General features: G+C 36.8%; 20 protein-coding genes. 11 read left to right on the top strand and 9 right to left on the bottom strand.

The window, feature by feature from the left end:
- Nucleotides 1-98 precede the first annotated feature (98 nt).
- The 6 genes from BN999_RS16765 to BN999_RS20365 form a co-directional block, all read right to left on the bottom strand.
- Nucleotides 99-506, bottom strand: a complete 408-nt coding sequence (locus tag BN999_RS16765; RefSeq protein ID WP_255247507.1) for a hypothetical protein — start codon at nucleotides 504-506, stop codon at nucleotides 99-101.
- A gap of 3 nt (nucleotides 507-509) precedes the next feature.
- A complete protein-coding gene (locus BN999_RS16760) occupies nucleotides 510-731 on the bottom strand; it encodes a helix-turn-helix transcriptional regulator (protein ID WP_096273753.1) in 222 nt (73 codons plus the stop codon).
- Between the two features lie 166 nt (nucleotides 732-897).
- The gene (locus tag BN999_RS16755; protein ID WP_096273298.1) at nucleotides 898-1542 is read right to left on the bottom strand and encodes a YczE/YyaS/YitT family protein; all 645 of its coding nucleotides are present in this window, start codon (nucleotides 1540-1542) and stop codon (nucleotides 898-900) included.
- 193 nt (nucleotides 1543-1735) lie between these two features.
- On the bottom strand, nucleotides 1736-2764 hold the full coding sequence (locus tag BN999_RS16750; RefSeq protein WP_255247506.1) for an NAD(P)H-quinone oxidoreductase: 1029 nt from the start codon (nucleotides 2762-2764) through the stop codon (nucleotides 1736-1738).
- Nucleotides 2765-2876: 112 nt separating this feature from the next.
- Nucleotides 2877-3146, bottom strand: a complete 270-nt coding sequence (locus tag BN999_RS16745) for a hypothetical protein (RefSeq protein WP_096273294.1) — start codon at nucleotides 3144-3146, stop codon at nucleotides 2877-2879.
- 16 nt (nucleotides 3147-3162) lie between these two features.
- A complete protein-coding gene (locus tag BN999_RS20365; protein ID WP_141249085.1) occupies nucleotides 3163-3423 on the bottom strand; it encodes a hypothetical protein in 261 nt (86 codons plus the stop codon).
- 302 nt (nucleotides 3424-3725) lie between these two features.
- On the opposite strand from BN999_RS20365, the gene BN999_RS16740 reads away from it, so the two are divergent.
- Nucleotides 3726-4289, top strand: coding sequence for a tyrosine-type recombinase/integrase (locus tag BN999_RS16740; protein WP_096273292.1), 564 nt, complete (start codon nucleotides 3726-3728; stop codon nucleotides 4287-4289).
- Between the two features lie 33 nt (nucleotides 4290-4322).
- Here the strand turns inward: BN999_RS16740 and BN999_RS16735 are convergent, their stop codons facing one another.
- Nucleotides 4323-5012, bottom strand: coding sequence for a universal stress protein (locus tag BN999_RS16735; protein WP_096273290.1), 690 nt, complete (start codon nucleotides 5010-5012; stop codon nucleotides 4323-4325).
- A 195-nt stretch (nucleotides 5013-5207) separates the two neighbouring features.
- Between BN999_RS16735 and BN999_RS16730 the strand changes: the two genes are divergently transcribed.
- The 7 genes from BN999_RS16730 to BN999_RS16700 are packed head-to-tail and all read left to right on the top strand — an operon-like array spanning nucleotide 5208 to nucleotide 10987.
- Nucleotides 5208-7619: a Na+/H+ antiporter subunit A gene (locus BN999_RS16730; RefSeq protein ID WP_096273288.1), complete on the top strand. Its 2412-nt coding sequence runs from the start codon at nucleotides 5208-5210 to the stop codon at nucleotides 7617-7619.
- Nucleotides 7609-8040: a Na(+)/H(+) antiporter subunit B gene (locus BN999_RS16725; RefSeq protein WP_096273286.1), complete on the top strand. Its 432-nt coding sequence runs from the start codon at nucleotides 7609-7611 to the stop codon at nucleotides 8038-8040. The genes BN999_RS16730 and BN999_RS16725 overlap by 11 nt, the downstream gene beginning before the upstream one ends.
- On the top strand, nucleotides 8040-8378 hold the full coding sequence (locus BN999_RS16720; RefSeq protein WP_042149866.1) for a Na(+)/H(+) antiporter subunit C: 339 nt from the start codon (nucleotides 8040-8042) through the stop codon (nucleotides 8376-8378). The genes BN999_RS16725 and BN999_RS16720 overlap by 1 nt, the downstream gene beginning before the upstream one ends.
- Nucleotides 8371-9861, top strand: coding sequence for a Na+/H+ antiporter subunit D (locus tag BN999_RS16715; protein ID WP_096273284.1), 1491 nt, complete (start codon nucleotides 8371-8373; stop codon nucleotides 9859-9861). Before BN999_RS16720 ends, BN999_RS16715 begins: the two co-directional genes overlap by 8 nt.
- 26 nt (nucleotides 9862-9887) lie before the next feature.
- The gene (locus BN999_RS16710; RefSeq protein ID WP_096273282.1) at nucleotides 9888-10370 is read left to right on the top strand and encodes a Na+/H+ antiporter subunit E; all 483 of its coding nucleotides are present in this window, start codon (nucleotides 9888-9890) and stop codon (nucleotides 10368-10370) included.
- On the top strand, nucleotides 10363-10641 hold the full coding sequence (locus tag BN999_RS16705; protein ID WP_042149871.1) for a Na(+)/H(+) antiporter subunit F1: 279 nt from the start codon (nucleotides 10363-10365) through the stop codon (nucleotides 10639-10641). The genes BN999_RS16710 and BN999_RS16705 overlap by 8 nt, the downstream gene beginning before the upstream one ends.
- Entirely contained in the window at nucleotides 10625-10987 is a 363-nt protein-coding gene (locus BN999_RS16700; protein ID WP_096273280.1) for a Na+/H+ antiporter subunit G, read from the top strand. The genes BN999_RS16705 and BN999_RS16700 overlap by 17 nt, the downstream gene beginning before the upstream one ends.
- 555 nt (nucleotides 10988-11542) lie before the next feature.
- Here BN999_RS16700 and BN999_RS16695 read toward each other — a convergent pair.
- Nucleotides 11543-12826 carry a mechanosensitive ion channel family protein gene (locus tag BN999_RS16695; RefSeq protein WP_096273278.1) on the bottom strand — a complete coding sequence of 428 codons (1284 nt, stop codon included), beginning with the start codon at nucleotides 12824-12826 and terminating at the stop codon, nucleotides 11543-11545.
- 260 nt (nucleotides 12827-13086) lie between these two features.
- Between BN999_RS16695 and BN999_RS16690 the strand changes: the two genes are divergently transcribed.
- Together BN999_RS16690 and BN999_RS16685 are read left to right on the top strand one after the other, a co-directional pair.
- The gene (locus BN999_RS16690; RefSeq protein WP_096273276.1) at nucleotides 13087-14331 is read left to right on the top strand and encodes an FxLYD domain-containing protein; all 1245 of its coding nucleotides are present in this window, start codon (nucleotides 13087-13089) and stop codon (nucleotides 14329-14331) included.
- A gap of 20 nt (nucleotides 14332-14351) precedes the next feature.
- A complete protein-coding gene (locus BN999_RS16685) occupies nucleotides 14352-15128 on the top strand; it encodes a S1C family serine protease (RefSeq protein WP_096273274.1) in 777 nt (258 codons plus the stop codon).
- On the opposite strand, the gene BN999_RS20360 is transcribed toward BN999_RS16685, so the two are convergent.
- Nucleotides 15125-15403 carry a hypothetical protein gene (locus BN999_RS20360; protein ID WP_141249084.1) on the bottom strand — a complete coding sequence of 93 codons (279 nt, stop codon included), beginning with the start codon at nucleotides 15401-15403 and terminating at the stop codon, nucleotides 15125-15127. The two genes, BN999_RS16685 and BN999_RS20360, sit on opposite strands and share 4 nt — an antisense overlap.
- 240 nt (nucleotides 15404-15643) lie before the next feature.
- On the opposite strand from BN999_RS20360, the gene BN999_RS16675 reads away from it, so the two are divergent.
- Nucleotides 15644-16921, top strand: coding sequence for a S41 family peptidase (locus tag BN999_RS16675; RefSeq protein WP_096273270.1), 1278 nt, complete (start codon nucleotides 15644-15646; stop codon nucleotides 16919-16921).
- The last annotated feature ends 43 nt before the right edge of the window (nucleotides 16922-16964 follow it).

Below are 16964 nucleotides of genomic sequence, written 5' to 3'. Positions count from 1 at the left end.
GCACCCGCTTTGCTGGAGCCTGTTTCTTTTTTCTAGTGCCTGTTTTTCTAGTGCCTGTCACTCCCCGGATTTTGTCGAATGACTTAGGCGCTAACCCGTTAGAACCGCTTCACTACCACTGCCCCTATACCAATTAACACATATAAAATCATCATGTATACAATAAGCATCCCTGTTTCTATGTATTGAATACCCATTCCAAATAGGACAAGTAATAGAGCACCACTTCCAATCAGAACCACATATAGGACACCTAAGAAATACCTTCGCATCAATACTAAACTTCGCTCATCCACTTCAGGTATATTGCCTCTTCTTTTCTTAAGCCATCTGGTAACAAATAGGCTTATTAGGATTCCTCCAACAGAACCACCTATCACAGAAGCTGCTAAACCAAAGTCAAATACACCTTCTTCTTTTCCAATTAAATAAACTCCTAATAATCCACCCACAATAAACATCATCACAATAAAGAGATAAATCAAGATTTCATAACGCCTTTTCACACCCTACTCCCCCTTAGGTTTAAATTCTTCTTCTAAATAAAACATTTCTTCTATTGGTACATCGAAATACGCAATCAGTTTTAATGCAAGTTCTAGGCTAGGATTGTATTTATTTTTCTCTATGGCATTGATCGTTTGTCTCGTAATCTGTAAGTCCTCTGCCATTTTAACTTGCGTAATGCCTCGCTTCATTCTAATTTCTTTAATATGATTGATTACTTTCAATAAATAAACACCTTCTTTAAATGGTAAAGATATCTTTACATTAAATATAGAGAATAATAAAAAACATGTAAAGACATCTTTACACTTTTTTCTCATTTAATCTTAAAAAAACAAAAAAGCCCCATCTCATAATAAGATAGAACTTTTTATTATAACCATAAAAACATTAGGCACTTTCACTTGAGTATTGTTTTCTATTAGTTCGGTTCTCTATTAAATTAATTAGCTCTTTAAATTTCTTTAACGTAAAAGCAAATACAGGACTTTGTACAAACGTAAAGATAAAGGTGAATAAGAACACTGGACCACCCAATACTAATCCAATTAATAGTACCAACGTCTCCACGACAATCCGTACCAAGCCAACCGATTTTCCCAGTTTATCTGATATTGATAACATGAAACCATCACGTGGTCCCGCTCCGATTTCACCAGAGTTATACAGCCCTCCACCAAAGCCCATAGTAATAATTCCAATTATCATGATTAGATAATCCGTCCATGTATGACTTGCACTAGGTAAAAAATCGATCCATAAAAATAAATCAACAAAAGCCCCAACAAGAATAGCATTTAAAAACGTGCCTAATTTCACATAACTTTTATCCAATACCAGTGATACACAAATAAGCAGTATCGAGATAATAATGGCCCAAGAACCAATCGTTAAGCCAAACTTTTCAAATAAAGCTACATTTAACACATCCCAAGGATGCACCCCAAGATACTGCATCTTCAACGCAATCGTTATCCCATAACTAAAGATAACTAACCCCGCAAAATAAAATAACCAACGAATCGAACGTATCATCATATTCCTTCTTTCTACTATATGGTGGTGCCTACCTGGCTGTATAGCGGTGCCTGTCACTACCCGAATTTTAGCTAATTATGTCGAAATCAATAAAACACTAGGGGTGTGTTCATTCATAAAAATAAGGAGAATGCACAACGAAGAGAGCACTTCCACCCGTTATGCATTCCTTTAAATCTTTCTAAAAAGCTCAATCAATCTCTAAGACTAATTTTCCAATATTACGGTTTTCCTTCATACGGTTATGAGCTTCCTCCACATCAGTCCAATTATATACCTTGTCAATAACTGGTCTAATTGTACCTACCTTTATTTTATCTAGAGCAAACTGTGAAAAGGCCTCTGTTAGTTCTATCTTAAATTCAGGTGTTCTTGTTCTTAGGGTAGAGCCCATATATTTTATTCGCTTTGCTAAGAAAGCACCAATATTAACATCGCTCACTTTGTTTCCGCCTAAAGTTCCAATCAATACCCATCTTCCATCAATTGAAATAGAGTTCACATTATATTGCCAGAAAGAAGCTCCAATAAAGTCTAGTATGAGATCAACACCTTGATTATTCGTGATTTCCATGACTTTATCGCTGAAGTCACCATCTTTATAGTTAATGGCAAAGTCCGCACCGAGAGATAAACAGTAATCCAATTTCTCCTTAGATCCAGCTGTAACAATAACCGCGGCACCTATCTCTTTAGCAAGTTGAATTGCTGCAGTTCCCACCCCACTCGCGCCTGCATGAATGAGAACATATTCCTTTTCTTTCAGATCCCCTAACGTAACAAGGTTTAAGTAAGCCGTTAAAAATGCTTCTGGTATAGCAGCAGCATCCGTATACGATATATTGTTCGGAATTCTCATGGCCATCTTACTAGGAATAACTACCTTTTCTGCATAGCCTCCTCCTGGTAATAATGCAAAGACCCGTTCCCCAATTTCCCAGCCGGTTACCTGCTCCCCAACCTGTTCCACAATACCTGCCATTTCTAATCCTAGTATAGTACTTTCCCCTTTGGGTGGTGGGTATTTACCTTCCCGTTGCAATAAATCTGCACGGTTCAATGAAGTTGCTTTTACACGTACCAATAACTCATTTTCACCACATACAGAATCAGTGGCCTGCCCAATATATAAATCTTTTGTGATTTCATCAATCAGGACCGCTTTCATCCCAAACACTCCTTTTTCTGTCGATTTATCATATCGTAAGTATAACATCATCTACTAAAGTATTGGTGTCTGGCACTCCATTAATAGCAAAACTAGGCCAGCAACTCCAATCGATCAGGAGAAGCTGGCCTGTACTTGAATCCTTAAAGTAAATATGGCACCATTAGGTTTCATCCACAAACAATCTCGTAAACAATCTTTTTACATCTTGAAAAAACAAAAAAATCAACCCCAATACGATAAACACCAAACTCACATTATAAGGAAATTCAATCATCAATTCATGACGTACCAACTCATCCAAATCTGAAGGACTAAATTCCCCAAACCCTCCACGTTCCGTAAAATAATTCGCCATGGCAAGTCTCATAAGCGCAAACAATAAAACCCCTGAAATGAAAAAAGTTGCCCCAATAAAATCAGATCTCTTCATCTAACATACACTCCCCCTAAAAGCTTTTCTTTGCCCATAAATTCATATGCAAATTAGAAACGGTCACCGTCATCACAGATTCTTTCTCCAAATCTAATTCAATTTCTGCTTCCTCTGGAATTAAATAATAACCAAAACTGTCCCCATCCCGATAATTCAAACTAGATAAACTAGCATTCCATAGATTGAATGTCTTCCACATCATTTGCAATAATACCGATTCCATTAATCCAGAGGTTAGCCCTTTGACCAATCCAAAATAAAACCACAATCGCAATTATAATAATTAAAAGTCCAGCTATCCCCTTATCTAAAGATATTTTCCTCATAAGCCCCCCAAAGATCCAATACATATCTATTAACAAGTGTACCATATTGTAAGTTAAAAATTTTGAATAATTATTTAATTAACATTGTGCCACACGGAGCTTAATTCATAAAAACCATTTTAAGGATAACAATAGTATATAGTGAAAAAATACAAATCTTGTTCACAATTCTGTCACATACCTCACAATTGTCGATGTTACATAACCTATGTTAGTATAAAGTTATGTAACATTAATGGAGAATAAAACTATGGAATTTGTTGTCCCTATAAAGGATATTTCAAAAATAAATGCAATGAAAAATATACTAGAATCGTCTTCTTTGAGAGATTTCGTGCTATTTGTGATTGGTATTAATACCGGTATCAGTGCACAGGTTTTATTGAATCTAAAAGTGGAAGATGTGTGGGATGGACAAAAGACGAAAGAGTTTCTCTATGTCCGAGATGAAAAAACTTCTGAGGTCAGTGAACATTTTCTCAACAACCAAGTACATAGTGCTTTGGATAAATACTTAGAGAAATATAAGCTAGAACAGAAGGATTTTTTGTTTAAGTCAAAAAAGAACGAAAAGCCCATTACACGCCAACAAGCTTATCGAATCATTAATAATGCAGCAAAAAAGGCGGGAATTGAAGAAAAGGTCGGTTTACATTCGATACGGAAGACTTTTGGCTATCATGCCTACCGAAAAGGTGTTACCATCTCCATCTTAATGAAAATGTTTCACCACAATTCTAGAACAGAAACCTTAAACTATATCGGAATTACAACTGAAGAAAAAAATCAGGTTAGAGTAGATGTGAATTTATAAAAAAAGACTCTCCAATCAGTTGGAGAGTCATCCCTATGACTTGCTTTCCTGTTCGTAATCTACGTTCATTTCAACTTTCTTTAGTTCTTTTACCGTACCATCTGTTACTTGAACCTTAAACATTTCCTTATCTCTCATAAACTTGAAGATACCATTATCAAAATCAGTGCCTTGTTCTTTAAAGAAAATTCCCTCATAATCAACGGAATTGGAATGTTTAAATGTTAAACGGTAATGATCTTCTTCCTTCGATAAATATGCTCGACAACCTCTTTGGAATTGTCCATTTTCATTGCGGATATAACGAGTAACAGAAATTATATGCAAATCTACAAATGGAATTTCATGAAGTAATGTGTTAATTAACGAACCTTTTGTAATTTGTTCCCATCTACTTTGTGCTGTTTGACCAAGTATGATTTGTGTAACATGTTTATCTCTGGCGACTTGTGCGATAACCTTTGAAACCGATCGTTTCTCATTATCTAACATCATAAATTCGGAAGCTTCATGCTCTTCTGCTAGCTGTTTCCAATGTTCAATATAAAATGTCTTCTCTGCATCCATTTCATCAAATGGCTTCGAGTCAATTGTAAGAATATATAACGGACAGCCTAGCATATTAGCTATTTTGAGGCCTCTTCTAATTAGACGTTCGCCATTTGGACCATAGTGTACACAGACTAGTATGCTTTCGTCCAAACGACCATTTTTATTTTCCATGATATATTCACCTCGTAAAAAGTTTTATAAAAGCTTCCATTAGTTTTCTTAGAATATGCTTATAAACATAAATAAAATATGACTTTATAATTAAACTATGTATGACTATATCATGTTGTTGTTAAATGTCAATGAAATAATGGAAATCAGTAATTTTGTGAAAAAAGTCTTTTTTCATACAGGGAGTTGGAAGTTTTGAGTTTTATGCACTTTATTATTTTATTACCTTTTATCGCGGCATTATTCGTGCCCATTATTTATAAAAAGTGGAACACCTCTCTTCATACAGGATGGTTCGTTATCATTGTTCCCCTTTTTATTTTTATCAACCTATTATTACAAATACCTGCTATCTCAAATGGTGAAACTATTTCCATTACAATGGAGTGGATTCCATCTTTAGGTATTAATTTTGACATTTATTTAGATGGCTTAGCACTGATGTTTGCCCTAATCATTAGTGGAGTCGGTACATTAGTCGTGCTATATTCCATCTTTTATATGGCCAAAGATCGTGAGGCGCTTCATAACTTCTATATTTACCTTCTCATGTTTATGGGGGCAATGTTAGGCCTTGTAAGCTCAGATAATGTATTAGTTCTTTATACACTATGGGAATTAACCAGTGTATCTTCTTTCCTACTAATTGCTTATTGGTATGAACGTAAACGATCTCGCTCTGGTGCGTTAAAATCAATGATTATTACCGTGTTCGGTGGCCTTGCAATGCTTGCTGGATTAATAATGTTAGCCATGATTACCGATACGTATAGCATACGTGAGATGGTAGCAAATGTTGACCTTATCACGGGAAGTTCCTTATTCATACCAGCCATGCTACTTGTATTGATAGGTGCGTTTACTAAATCTGCACAATTCCCATTCAGTATCTGGCTGCCAGATGCAATGGAAGCACCAACACCAGTCAGTGCTTATTTACACTCGGCAACTATGGTAAAAGCAGGAATCTACTTAGTAGCCCGTATGACGCCGATTTTCGGTGGGGATGCAAGTTGGTTTTGGATAGTTGGTGGGATTGGAATTATCACATTAATATACGGTTCTGTTCGAGCCGTAAGACAAACTGACCTAAAAGCATTACTGGCATATTCAACCATCAGTCAACTTGGTCTCATTATGAGTCTACTCGGAGTAGGTTCTGCTGCCCTATATTTTAATATCGGGCAAGCACAAGAGATTTATGCTTTTGCAGTTTTTGCTGCTCTCTTCCATCTTTTTAATCATGCTACTTTTAAAGGAGCGCTTTTCATGGTCGTAGGGATTATTGACCATGAAACAGGAACCCGTGATATTAGGAGACTTGGTGGATTAATGGCCATTATGCCTGTTACTTTTACCATTGCATTAATCGGAAGTCTTTCCATGGCGGGATTACCACCGTTTAACGGTTTCTTGAGTAAAGAAATGTTCTTTACCGGAATGCTTAACGCTTCAGAAGTTAGTGTATTTGGACTAGAAGGGATCACCATGATCTTCCCTATCATTGCTTGGGTGGCAAGTATTTTCACCTTTATTTATTGTTTGATATTGTTGATTAAGCCGTTTTTAGGAGCGCTTCATCGTGAGAGACTCCCTAAAGAAAATGTACATGAAGCACCAATCGGGATGCTGGTTCCACCAGCTATTCTTGGTTCTTTAGTTGTATTCATTTTCTTTTTTCCAAATTTACTTGCAACCTATATTTTAAAACCCGCTTTAGTATCTGTTGTACCTACTATTTCTACTGATAGTAAATTATTTGAAATTAAAGCCTGGCATGGATTTGGTACAGAACTTTGGATGACAATTGGTGTGGTCATACTCGGATTGCTACTTTTCTTATCAATTAAGAAATGGAGCATTGTTCTCCGAGTATATCCGGACAAACTTAGTTTAAATCACTTATATAATACCAGCTTAGAAGCGATGGAAAAACATTCAGAATCCTTCACTAACCGATATATGACAGGAAACATACGTCACTATTTACTTTATATCTTTATATTTATTACGGTTATCATGATTGGTTCTTTAGTTGGGTTAGATGCACTTTCCTTTAATTTCTCAAATCAAGGAGAAATTTCTGTTTACGATATTGGTATATTGGTTGCGATGGTTGCTGCGGCTATGGCAACTCTGTTAACGAAGAATCGGATTACTGCCATTGTATCCCTTGGAGCCGTTGGCTATTTAATGGTAATGTTATTTGTTATTTTCCGTGCTCCTGACCTAGCGTTAACTCAGATGGTAGTGGAGACCGTAACAACTGTACTATTCTTACTCTGTTTTTACCATCTTCCGAAACTAGGGAAAAGATTAGAAAAAATGAAGTTTAAAGTAACAAATTTAATCATTTCTATTAGTGTTGGGCTAACCGTAACGGTCATGACATTAATTGCAACTGGCCATAAGATCAATGTACCGATTACGAAATTCTTTGAAAATGCTTATGAACTCGCAGGTGCAAAGAATATCGTGAATGCCATACTAGTAGATTTTAGAGGCTTTGATACCATGTTAGAAATAGCTGTATTACTAATTGCTGGTTTAGGAGTCTATACCTTAATTAAGCTTAGACCAAAAGGAAGTGATCATGATGAAGCCTGAACCTAATGATGTCGTTTTGCATACTGTCACCAAACTAGCCGCTGTCATCATCTTCACTTTTTCCATTGATCTGTTTTGGGCAGGACACCATTTTCCTGGTGGAGGGTTTATCGGTGGGTTGACGACAGCTGCAGGAATTGTCTTGCTCTATTTATCATTTGATATTGAACGAATACAGACCAATTTGCCGATTGATTATAAAAAGATGGCAGCCCTCGGTGTGTTAATCTCTGTTGCTACAGGGATGGGGGGCATGATATATGGAGATAATTTCTTGGAGCAAGCATTTGGTTATTTTGACTTACCAGTATTTGGTGAAACAGAGCTTGCAACAGCAGTACTATTTGATATTGGCGTAGCATTCGCGGTTATCGGAACTGCTATCACCATCATAACAAGCATAAGTGAGGATGAATTGTAATGGAAACACTAATAGCAATTGTAATTGGAATTCTGTTTTCCATTGGCACTTATTTAATCTTATCCAATCAGATGCTACGGATTATCCTTGGACTTTCATTAATTAGTCACGGAATTAATCTGATGATTATGGTGATGGGTGGACTCAAAACCGGTGGTCCCCCATTACTATCAGAGACTTTCCAAAGCTTTACAGATGCTATTCCACAGGCTCTGATTCTAACAGCAATCGTAATTAACTTTGCTGTTACTGCATTTTTACTCGTGTTAAGCTACCGCACCTATAAAAAGCATGGCACAGATGATATGAACCAACTAAGGGGACATGAACATGAATAACCTATTAATCTGGCCAGTTATATTACCCTTAATAGCTGGACTATTATTTATCCTATTACGTAATCATATTCGCCTACAACGAGTTATTAGTGTCGTTGTACTTGGTGTGGTTGCTGGGATTTCCATAGCGATTATGAATCAAATTTCGGTAAATGGTATTCAAACCTTGCAGCTTGGCGGCTGGCAAGCACCATTTGGAATTGGCTTAGTAGCAGATATGTTCTCGATGCTACTTGTCTTAACTACCAGTATTATCGCATTTTGTTGTGTTATCTTTTCTTTTCGAACTATTGGAAAAGAACGAGAAAGACATTATTTTTATTCTCTATTCTTATTTCTCATAACAGGTGTAAATGGTTCATTTATGACAGGGGACTTATTTAATTTATATGTATTCTTTGAAGTACTTCTACTTGCTTCGTATGTATTAGTTTCATTAGGTGGGACGAAGATACAGTTAAGAGAGACCATGAAATATGTCATTATTAATGTTCTATCTTCTGCATTTTTCTTAGTAGGAATCGCTTATATCTATTCGATAACAGGAACATTAAACCTGGCTCATATCTCCGTTAGAATCGCAGAAGCTGGACAAGATGGATTTATCACCACTATTGCCATATTATTTTTACTTGTATTTGGTATAAAGGCGGGGCTCTTTCTATTCTACTGGCTACCAGGCTCATACAGTGCACCACCAACAGCAGTCTCTGCCCTATTTGCAGCCCTTCTGACAAAGGTGGGTATATATGCCATTATTCGTATGTACACACTGGTATTCTATCATGAACCACAAATAACCCATTTATTACTTGGTATCTTAGCCGCATTGACCATGATTCTCGGCGGGATTGGCGCAGTCGCCTATTCAGACATCAACAAGATCTTAACTTATAACGTTATTATAGGAGCAGGCTTTATATTAGCAGGAATTGCAGCCTTTACAGAAAATGGTGCACTCGGTTCTATTTATTATTTAATTCACGACATGATTGTAAAAGCACTTATTTTTCTAATCGGTGGTGTTATTGTTTATTTAACAGGAACAACCACTCTAAAAGAGATGAGTGGATTAATCAGAAACCATCCATATCTAGGATGGATGTTCTTTATTGGATCATTGTCTTTAATCGGAATTCCACCATTAAGTGGCTTTATTGGTAAGGTTTTTGTGACTAGAGGTACGTTTGAAGCTGGTTATTACTGGTTAGGGTTTATTGGTTTGATCGCGAGTCTTATGATTCTCTACTCCGTCATGAAGATTTTCATGAATGCCTTCTGGGGTGAGACGGTATTGAGTGAGGAAGAAGAAAAAGGAACCACAAAAGGGGTTATGGTTCCGATTGCCTTGTTAACTGCTTTAACCATTGCTCTTGGAATCGGACCTGAAATTATCAATTCTTATGTGGAGACTGCGGTTGAAGGTCTGATGAACCCACAGATTTATATTGATGCTGTTTTTGGTGGGAATGAGATTCCTTAAATTTATTGTAGAAAGGAAGAGCAGTAATGCCTTTTCAAATATTAGTTAATATATTTATTGCTTTTCTTTGGATGTTTTTCCAGGATGAGTGGAATTTCCTTTCCTTTTTGAGTGGTTATATCGTTGGATTGATAATTCTATTCTTTATGCGAAGATTCTTCCAAAAGCCCTTTTATTTATTCTTTGTCTGGGCAGCTTTAAAACTATTATTCGTTTTTGCAAGGGAGTTAATGAGTTCTGCAATTGTAGTGATTGGTCAAATACTTCGCCCAAAAAATATTACTCCTGGCATTTTCAAGATTGATACAGACTTAGAGGGCGATGTAGAGATCACCCTACTCTCTCTTCTCATCTGTTTAACTCCTGGATCGGTTGTAATGGAAGTAACCCCAGATGGGAAAAGCTTGTACGTTCACGCGATGGATATTCCCGATTCAAAAGAGTCCGTACTCAAATCCCAAATTATATTTGAACGGGCTATAAAGGATGTGACTAGAAAATATGTTTGAGATTTTAATGATTTTATCCTTAGTTATTTTAACAATAACCATTCTGTTTAATTTTTACCGGGTAGTTAAAGGCCCCTCAAGCGTGGACAGAGTTCAAGCATTAGATGCAATTGGTATAAATTTAATTGCCGGTACTGCTATTTTCTCCGTATACCTTGATACACACGCGTTCTTTGAATTAATCTTATTAATCGGCATCCTATCCTTTATAGGAACAATTGCATTTGCACGGTTTATTGAAAGAGGTGTCGTCATTGAAAGAAAGCGCTGAGGTCATTGCCGGGGTACTCATATTATTTGGAACCATCATTAGTTTAATTAGTGCAATTGGTTTAGTTCGTCTGCCAGATGTCTACACAAGGTCACATGCTGCATCAAAGAGTTCCACAGTTGGTGTGTTATTCATCCTAATTGGTACCTTACTTTATTTCTTAATTTCAGAAGGGTATTTTAGCATTCGACTAATACTGGGAATTATCTTCGTATTCTTAACAGCACCTGTTGGAGCACATGTTATTAGTCGTGCTGCGTACCGTGCTAATGTTCCGTTAACGAAGTCTAGTGTTGAAGATGAGTTGAAAGATTATTTTCAAGAACATGAAAAAGAAAGAGGATAACTTTAGTAGTGGGATGGCGCGCTTCCAAGATATATCATTTCAGTTGGGGTTTAATGGTGAAATGATGTATGGGAGTGTGCCATCTTTCTTTTTAATCAGGATTTAGTTGTGAATTGATGTATGGGGGTGCGGCATTTTTCTTTTTAAACAGGATTTAGTTGTAAAATGATGTATGAGAGTGCATCATTCTTCTTTTTGAATATGATTTGATGATGAATTGATGTATGAAGGTGCGACATTCTTCTTATTAAACATGAATTAGTTGTGAAATGATGTATGAGAGTGCATCATTCTTCTTTTTGAATAAGATTTGATGATGAATTGATGTATGAAGGTGAGGCATTCTTCTTTTTGAACAGGATTTAGTTGTGAAATGATGTATGAGAGTGCATCATTCTTCTTTTTGAATATGATTTGATGATGAATTGATGTATGAGAGCGCAGCATTCTTCAACTTAAACCAAATTGAATACAAAAAGAAGAATGGCAGCATACCATTCTTCTTTCCACATTAAAGCTAATTAGCAAGGGGTGTTCCATGCTCAGTCACCAAGACTAGTGAGCACCATCAATCCCTCTCTTTTGTTCACTTTCACCTATTCCCTCCACCATGCTTCTCATATCATTTCCTGATGGACTCTGGAAGATTCTCAATTCAAATTGGGATGCAACGGCAAATAGATGATCAAAAATATCAGCCTGAATGGATTCATAAACATCCCATCTAATATCGCTTGTAAATGCATAAATTTCTATTGGTAAACCAAGTTCGGTTGGTGCAAGTTGTCTTACCATTAAGGTCATATTCTTATTAATACCGGGATGGCGTTGAATGTAATTACTGATATACGACCGAAACACACCGATATTTGTCATTGCTCTTCCGTTAACAGGATTATTACGATTCACATGATTCTTTTCATTATACTCGACAATCTCATGTTCTCGCTTACTAATATAGTCCGTTAATATTTGAATCTGTTTAAACTTCTCTACCATCTCTTCCGTACAGAAAGCGATACTAGTTGTATCAATATAAATTGATCGTTTAATTCTTCTTCCACCAGCATTTTGCATGCCTCTCCAGTTTTTAAAGGAGTCTGAAATAAGGGCATAGGCTGGAATCATGGTTATCGTTTTATCCCAGTTCTGTACTTTAACAGTATTTAACGAGATATCAATAATGTCACCATCTGCATCATATTTCGGCATTTCGATCCAATCCCCGACTCGAACCATATCATTCGCAGTCAACTGAACTCCTGCAACAAGTCCTAGAATTGAATCTTTAAACACTAACATAAATATGGCGGATAGTGCACCGATTCCACTCAAGAATACAAGAGGGCTTTCCCCTATTAAGCTTGCGATAACTAAAATAACACCAATGATGATGACGACAATTTTAACAACTTGAATATATCCTTTTATTGGTCTAATCTTAGATATTTCATATGTTTGGTAAATATCATTAATTGCATTTAGAAAGCTATTGATAATCGTAATCCCAACAATAATTATATAAGCAACGGCTAACTGTTTAATTAAATCCGTATAATTCGGAAATGTCTCTGCCTCGGCAAATGAGAATATAATAACTGCTGGAACAATATGTGATAACTTCCTGAAGACCTTTCTCTCTAACAGAATATCATCCCACTGAAATTTGTTCCTTTTTACAATATGTGTGATGATCCTGATCACAATATGCTTTGCAATAAAGTTGGCGATAATACAAAGAATAGCAATAAACAGAATCATTATCGTTACAGAAAGTGCTTTAACTGCTTTGGGATTTTCAATTCCAAAATTGTTAAGCTGTTCCACTATAAAATCCATTTTTCTCCTCCATTATGTGTAAGCCCTTTGAAAAGAGATTAACTATGTAATAAATATTTCTCTTTATTATAACAGAAAATGCTTACCTCCTATGAGTAGGAGGTTAAATTTAAGTCTAGAGTCATACTCTTTGATAATCAACTGATTAAAAACTCCATTGTCCTACAAATTTCATGGAACTTATTGCCCACCCACTCATATAATAAGTTATGTTGTTTAAATTCTTTTCAAAAAAACATGAGATTAGGAGGATGACGTTGTTGTTTTGTCACCAGTGTGGAGAAAAATTATTAGAGGGTTCGAGCTTTTGTAATACTTGTGGCTCTAAAGTCGAACCGGTTAAGGAAGCTTCTACCCAACTTGAAGAACATGTTCCCGAGCAACCTATCGTATCAAATGATGTACAACCACAACCTACTAATATTCAGCCATCACCACAAATTAGCCAACATACTTATCAACCCGAACAACCCCCGAAAAAAAAATCAACCTTTAAATCTTTTCTACCATTTCTTGTCCCATTACTAAGCTTGATTATCGTTACGGTTGTATTAATAATCTCTTTTACAACCGAACAAAAGAAAAACAATACGGTTCTAGATCTTCAAAAAAGTGGTGAAAGTGAAGCTCTAGCCGGAAACTATGATGCGGCAATAAAGGCATTTGATGAAGCAATTGATTTAAGACCCGATTATGAGACACTACAGTTGAATAAAGAGGAAACCAATAAAGCAAAAGAATTCTCTGCCCAACTAGATTCTGTAAGTAAGTCCATTTCCTCACAGGACTTTGCAGGAGCAGAACAAGTGCTAGCAACTCTAAAAGAACAGATTAATACGAACAATGGCCCACTATTCACCAATTTTCAAGCTAACATTACGAAAGAAGAAGAACGGATATCAATAGGTAAGTTAATGCAAGAAGTTGCCAGTATCAACACTATCGATGAATTGGCTAGTAAATTAAGTGAGCTTGAAACTATGTCATCACCTGAGGCAGAAAGTGTTCGTTCAGAGATTTTAAATAAAATTGTTCAAATTACGAACACGGAAGCTACGGATTTTCTAGCAAATGGACAATTTGCTGAGGCTTTAAATGTAGTAAATAAAGGGCTAAGCTATAAGTCAGATGATGAAGGACTCCTTCAGTTGAAAGAAAAAATAGAACAAGAAAAAGTTGCAATGGAAGAACAAGCAGCTGAAGAGGATTTGCATAATCGGACCGCTGCAGTGGAACTACTTACGTTTACAGCAAATCTGGAAGATAACGGGGATATTTCGATCGAAGGTACTATTAAAAGTAATGCAACCATCCCAATTTACACTATCGTTCTTTATTATGCGGTATACGACACAAATGGCGAGTTTCTACTAGAGGGAAGCGTTAATGTCGAACCAAACCAATTAGAACCAGGCGATGAGGGGACTTTCTCTGCCATAATATCCGGTGTGGACCAAGAAGCAACAGTAGAAATGTACCATGCAACTTGGTATTTCGATGAATAAGGAAAGGATGGTAAACTGCAATGAATAAACGCTGGTTAATCAGTTTGTTGATTACCCTTGTACTGGTGTGTGTTGGCATATTTGGGGTATTTTTCATTAAAGGACATATGTCCAATAAATTAGATGAACCTTCCACTATCTTAGCGGAAGGTTCTGTTGTCCCGGAAAAGGATGAAACAGCGGTCGAAGTAGAAACAAAAGAAGTCAAAGATATAATTCAAGAAGCGCAAAAGAAAGTGGTAAAAATTGAACTCGAGAATGGGTCTATCGGTTCTGGTTTTTTATATAACGATATGGGCGACATCATTACGAATGCCCATGTCGTTAGTGGTGTTAAAGAGGTTACCATCATAACTTCAGACGAACAACGTTTCATTGGGACGGTTATAGGTATTAGCACTGATATTGATATTGCAGTTGTAAGAGTGGATGGCTTACGTGATATAGAGCCATTGAAAATACGGATTGAAAAGGCAGAAATCGGGGATGAAATACTCGCATTAGGTAGTCCCCTCGGGCTAGACAATACGGTTACAACAGGAATCATTAGTGGAATAAACCGCGATTTAGAAATTGAACCATATTCTTACAAAGACCTCTATCAAATCTCTGCACCAATTGCCCCAGGAAATAGTGGCGGCCCACTCCTCCATGGTAAAACAGGCGAAGTGATTGGTATAAATTCAGCTGCATCCGATGTTGGGACTATCGGGTTTAGCATCCCTATAATGAATGTGTTGTCGATGATTAAAGGGTGGTCTGATGCCCCGATGGTAGATTTACCAGGGGTGGATTAGGGTTGTGCTGGGCTTGGGTTGATGATTGCTAGGTTTGGGCTGATGGTTGGTGGGACTGGGTTGATGGTTGCTAGACTTGGGCTCATGGTTGCTAGGCATGGGACGATACTTGCTGGACTTGGGCGCATGGTCACTGGGCTTGGGACGATACTTGCTGGACTTAGGCTCATGCTCACTCGGCTTGGGGCGATACTTGCTAGACTTGGGTGCATGGTCACTCGGCTTGGGACGATACTTGCTGGACTCGGGATCATGCTTGCCGAGATTGGGTGCATGTTAGTTAGGTTTGGGTGCATCCTCCCCACACTAGGGACGATACTAGTTTGGGTTCGGGCTCATCCTCCTCACTCTCAGTACGATGCTCTCTCAAAAAGGGCCCATGCTTTTAATTGCCTAGGTCAAGCCCCTTTTCTTCTCCAACTCAAGACCGAGAACAAATCATCCCCGAGCGGCATTGTTAATAAACACTCCATACATTACAATTAATTTAGAATAGTTAAACAAGGGGGACCATCATGTATACTAATATATTTCGAGAAATTGTTGACATCATGCATCATGACTATGCTGGCTACATAGACAAAAGAGGTTGGGATAATCCTGAAGAATTTGAGAAAAAGATAGTAGATTTAGAAAGTAATGGAGAGCTAACTGCGAATCGGTTTACTGAAATTGTACAAGATTACATACTAGATTTTAAGGATCCTCACATATTGTTCAACCTTATTGAATCTGAAACACAAAAAGAATTTGATAATGGTTTTCGAGTAAGACGTTATGAGGACAAGCTTTACATCACAAAACTTTCTTCAGAAACCCGTGTTGAGATTGGTGAAGCAATCATTTCGTTAGACCAAATTTCTATACCTCAGTTAGTCGAAAAACATCAACGTGAATTAATGGAAACAAAAGCAGAAAGAGAAGATTGGAGAAGTATTATATCAAAATACAATGTGGCAGAGATAATAGATTCGAGTGGAAACATTCGTCTTCTTGAATTAAAGCAATACGAAAAATCACCATACCAGCCCGTTCATTCTATGAAAAAACTAAACGAGGATACTTTGTTTATGACTCTTTCTGACTTTTTCGAGCCTACACCTATAGATAATTTAATAGATGAACATAAGGAAGAATTAGAAAGCATAAATAATTTAATAATCGATGTTCGTACAAATAACGGTGGTAGAGACTTATCATTTATGAATCTAACCAAGTACATCTTCCCTGCTGGTACAAATAGGATTGATAGTAGTTTCTACAACATGAAATTTAACTGCACAGAAAGAAATGCAGATCTAACTATTAAATCTATAAATGAAGAATTAGAGAAGGCTGATAATGAACAATATCTAGAAGGACTGCAACAATGGAAAGAACCTTGGGTAAAGAATCGTGGTAAAGGATTTATTAGTTTCAGAGATGAAACAAGTGGTTCTGAATTCGAAATCGATGGCTGTGAATACCCGAAGATTATTATTATCTTAACAGATAATTACTGTGGCAGCGCGGGCGATATTTTTGTTTACTTATGCAAACAATCTTCAAAAGTCACCGTGGTTGGTCGTCCTACTATGGGAATCAATGATTATGCGAACTTAAATGAAATTAAATTGAACAACCAGTTTAACTTTCTCTACCCAACATCTAGATTGGACCAACTAGATAATCGTGACCCAAATCACGAACAAGGAATAAAACCACATATCTATATACCGTGGACACCAGAGCATCTTGAAAAGGACATCGACATGGAAAAAGCCCTAAGTCTACTTCATGAAAGTATTAAATGAACTCCTAGATAGGCATTGAGGAGTAATTGTTTCCTTATGAACT

This window comes from Paucisalibacillus globulus, assembly GCF_900184735.1.
GTDB classification, from domain to species: domain Bacteria; phylum Bacillota; class Bacilli; order Bacillales; family Amphibacillaceae; genus Ornithinibacillus; species Ornithinibacillus globulus_B.
Note: the sequence above shows the minus strand (reverse complement) of the source record. Positions and strands in the feature narration are given on the sequence as shown.

What these genes read in the sequence shown, in the direction of transcription:
- BN999_RS16720 (WP_042149866.1), top strand. Translation starts at nt 8,040, where the DNA reads ATGGAAACACTAATAGCAATTGTAATTGGAATTCTGTTTTCCATTGGC.
- BN999_RS16695 (WP_096273278.1), bottom strand. Translation starts at nt 12,826, where the DNA reads ATGGATTTTATAGTGGAACAGCTTAACAATTTTGGAATTGAAAATCCC.
- BN999_RS16750 (WP_255247506.1), bottom strand. Translation starts at nt 2,764, where the DNA reads ATGATGTTATACTTACGATATGATAAATCGACAGAAAAAGGAGTGTTT.
- BN999_RS16675 (WP_096273270.1), top strand. Translation starts at nt 15,644, where the DNA reads ATGTATACTAATATATTTCGAGAAATTGTTGACATCATGCATCATGAC.
- BN999_RS16685 (WP_096273274.1), top strand. Translation starts at nt 14,352, where the DNA reads ATGAATAAACGCTGGTTAATCAGTTTGTTGATTACCCTTGTACTGGTG.
- BN999_RS16710 (WP_096273282.1), top strand. Translation starts at nt 9,888, where the DNA reads ATGCCTTTTCAAATATTAGTTAATATATTTATTGCTTTTCTTTGGATG.
- BN999_RS16745 (WP_096273294.1), bottom strand. Translation starts at nt 3,146, where the DNA reads ATGAAGAGATCTGATTTTATTGGGGCAACTTTTTTCATTTCAGGGGTT.
- BN999_RS16705 (WP_042149871.1), top strand. Translation starts at nt 10,363, where the DNA reads ATGTTTGAGATTTTAATGATTTTATCCTTAGTTATTTTAACAATAACC.
- BN999_RS16735 (WP_096273290.1), bottom strand. Translation starts at nt 5,012, where the DNA reads ATGGAAAATAAAAATGGTCGTTTGGACGAAAGCATACTAGTCTGTGTA.
- BN999_RS16755 (WP_096273298.1), bottom strand. Translation starts at nt 1,542, where the DNA reads ATGATACGTTCGATTCGTTGGTTATTTTATTTTGCGGGGTTAGTTATC.
- BN999_RS16715 (WP_096273284.1), top strand. Translation starts at nt 8,371, where the DNA reads ATGAATAACCTATTAATCTGGCCAGTTATATTACCCTTAATAGCTGGA.
- BN999_RS16740 (WP_096273292.1), top strand. Translation starts at nt 3,726, where the DNA reads ATGGAATTTGTTGTCCCTATAAAGGATATTTCAAAAATAAATGCAATG.
- BN999_RS16725 (WP_096273286.1), top strand. Translation starts at nt 7,609, where the DNA reads ATGAAGCCTGAACCTAATGATGTCGTTTTGCATACTGTCACCAAACTA.
- BN999_RS20360 (WP_141249084.1), bottom strand. Translation starts at nt 15,403, where the DNA reads ATGCACCCAATCTCGGCAAGCATGATCCCGAGTCCAGCAAGTATCGTC.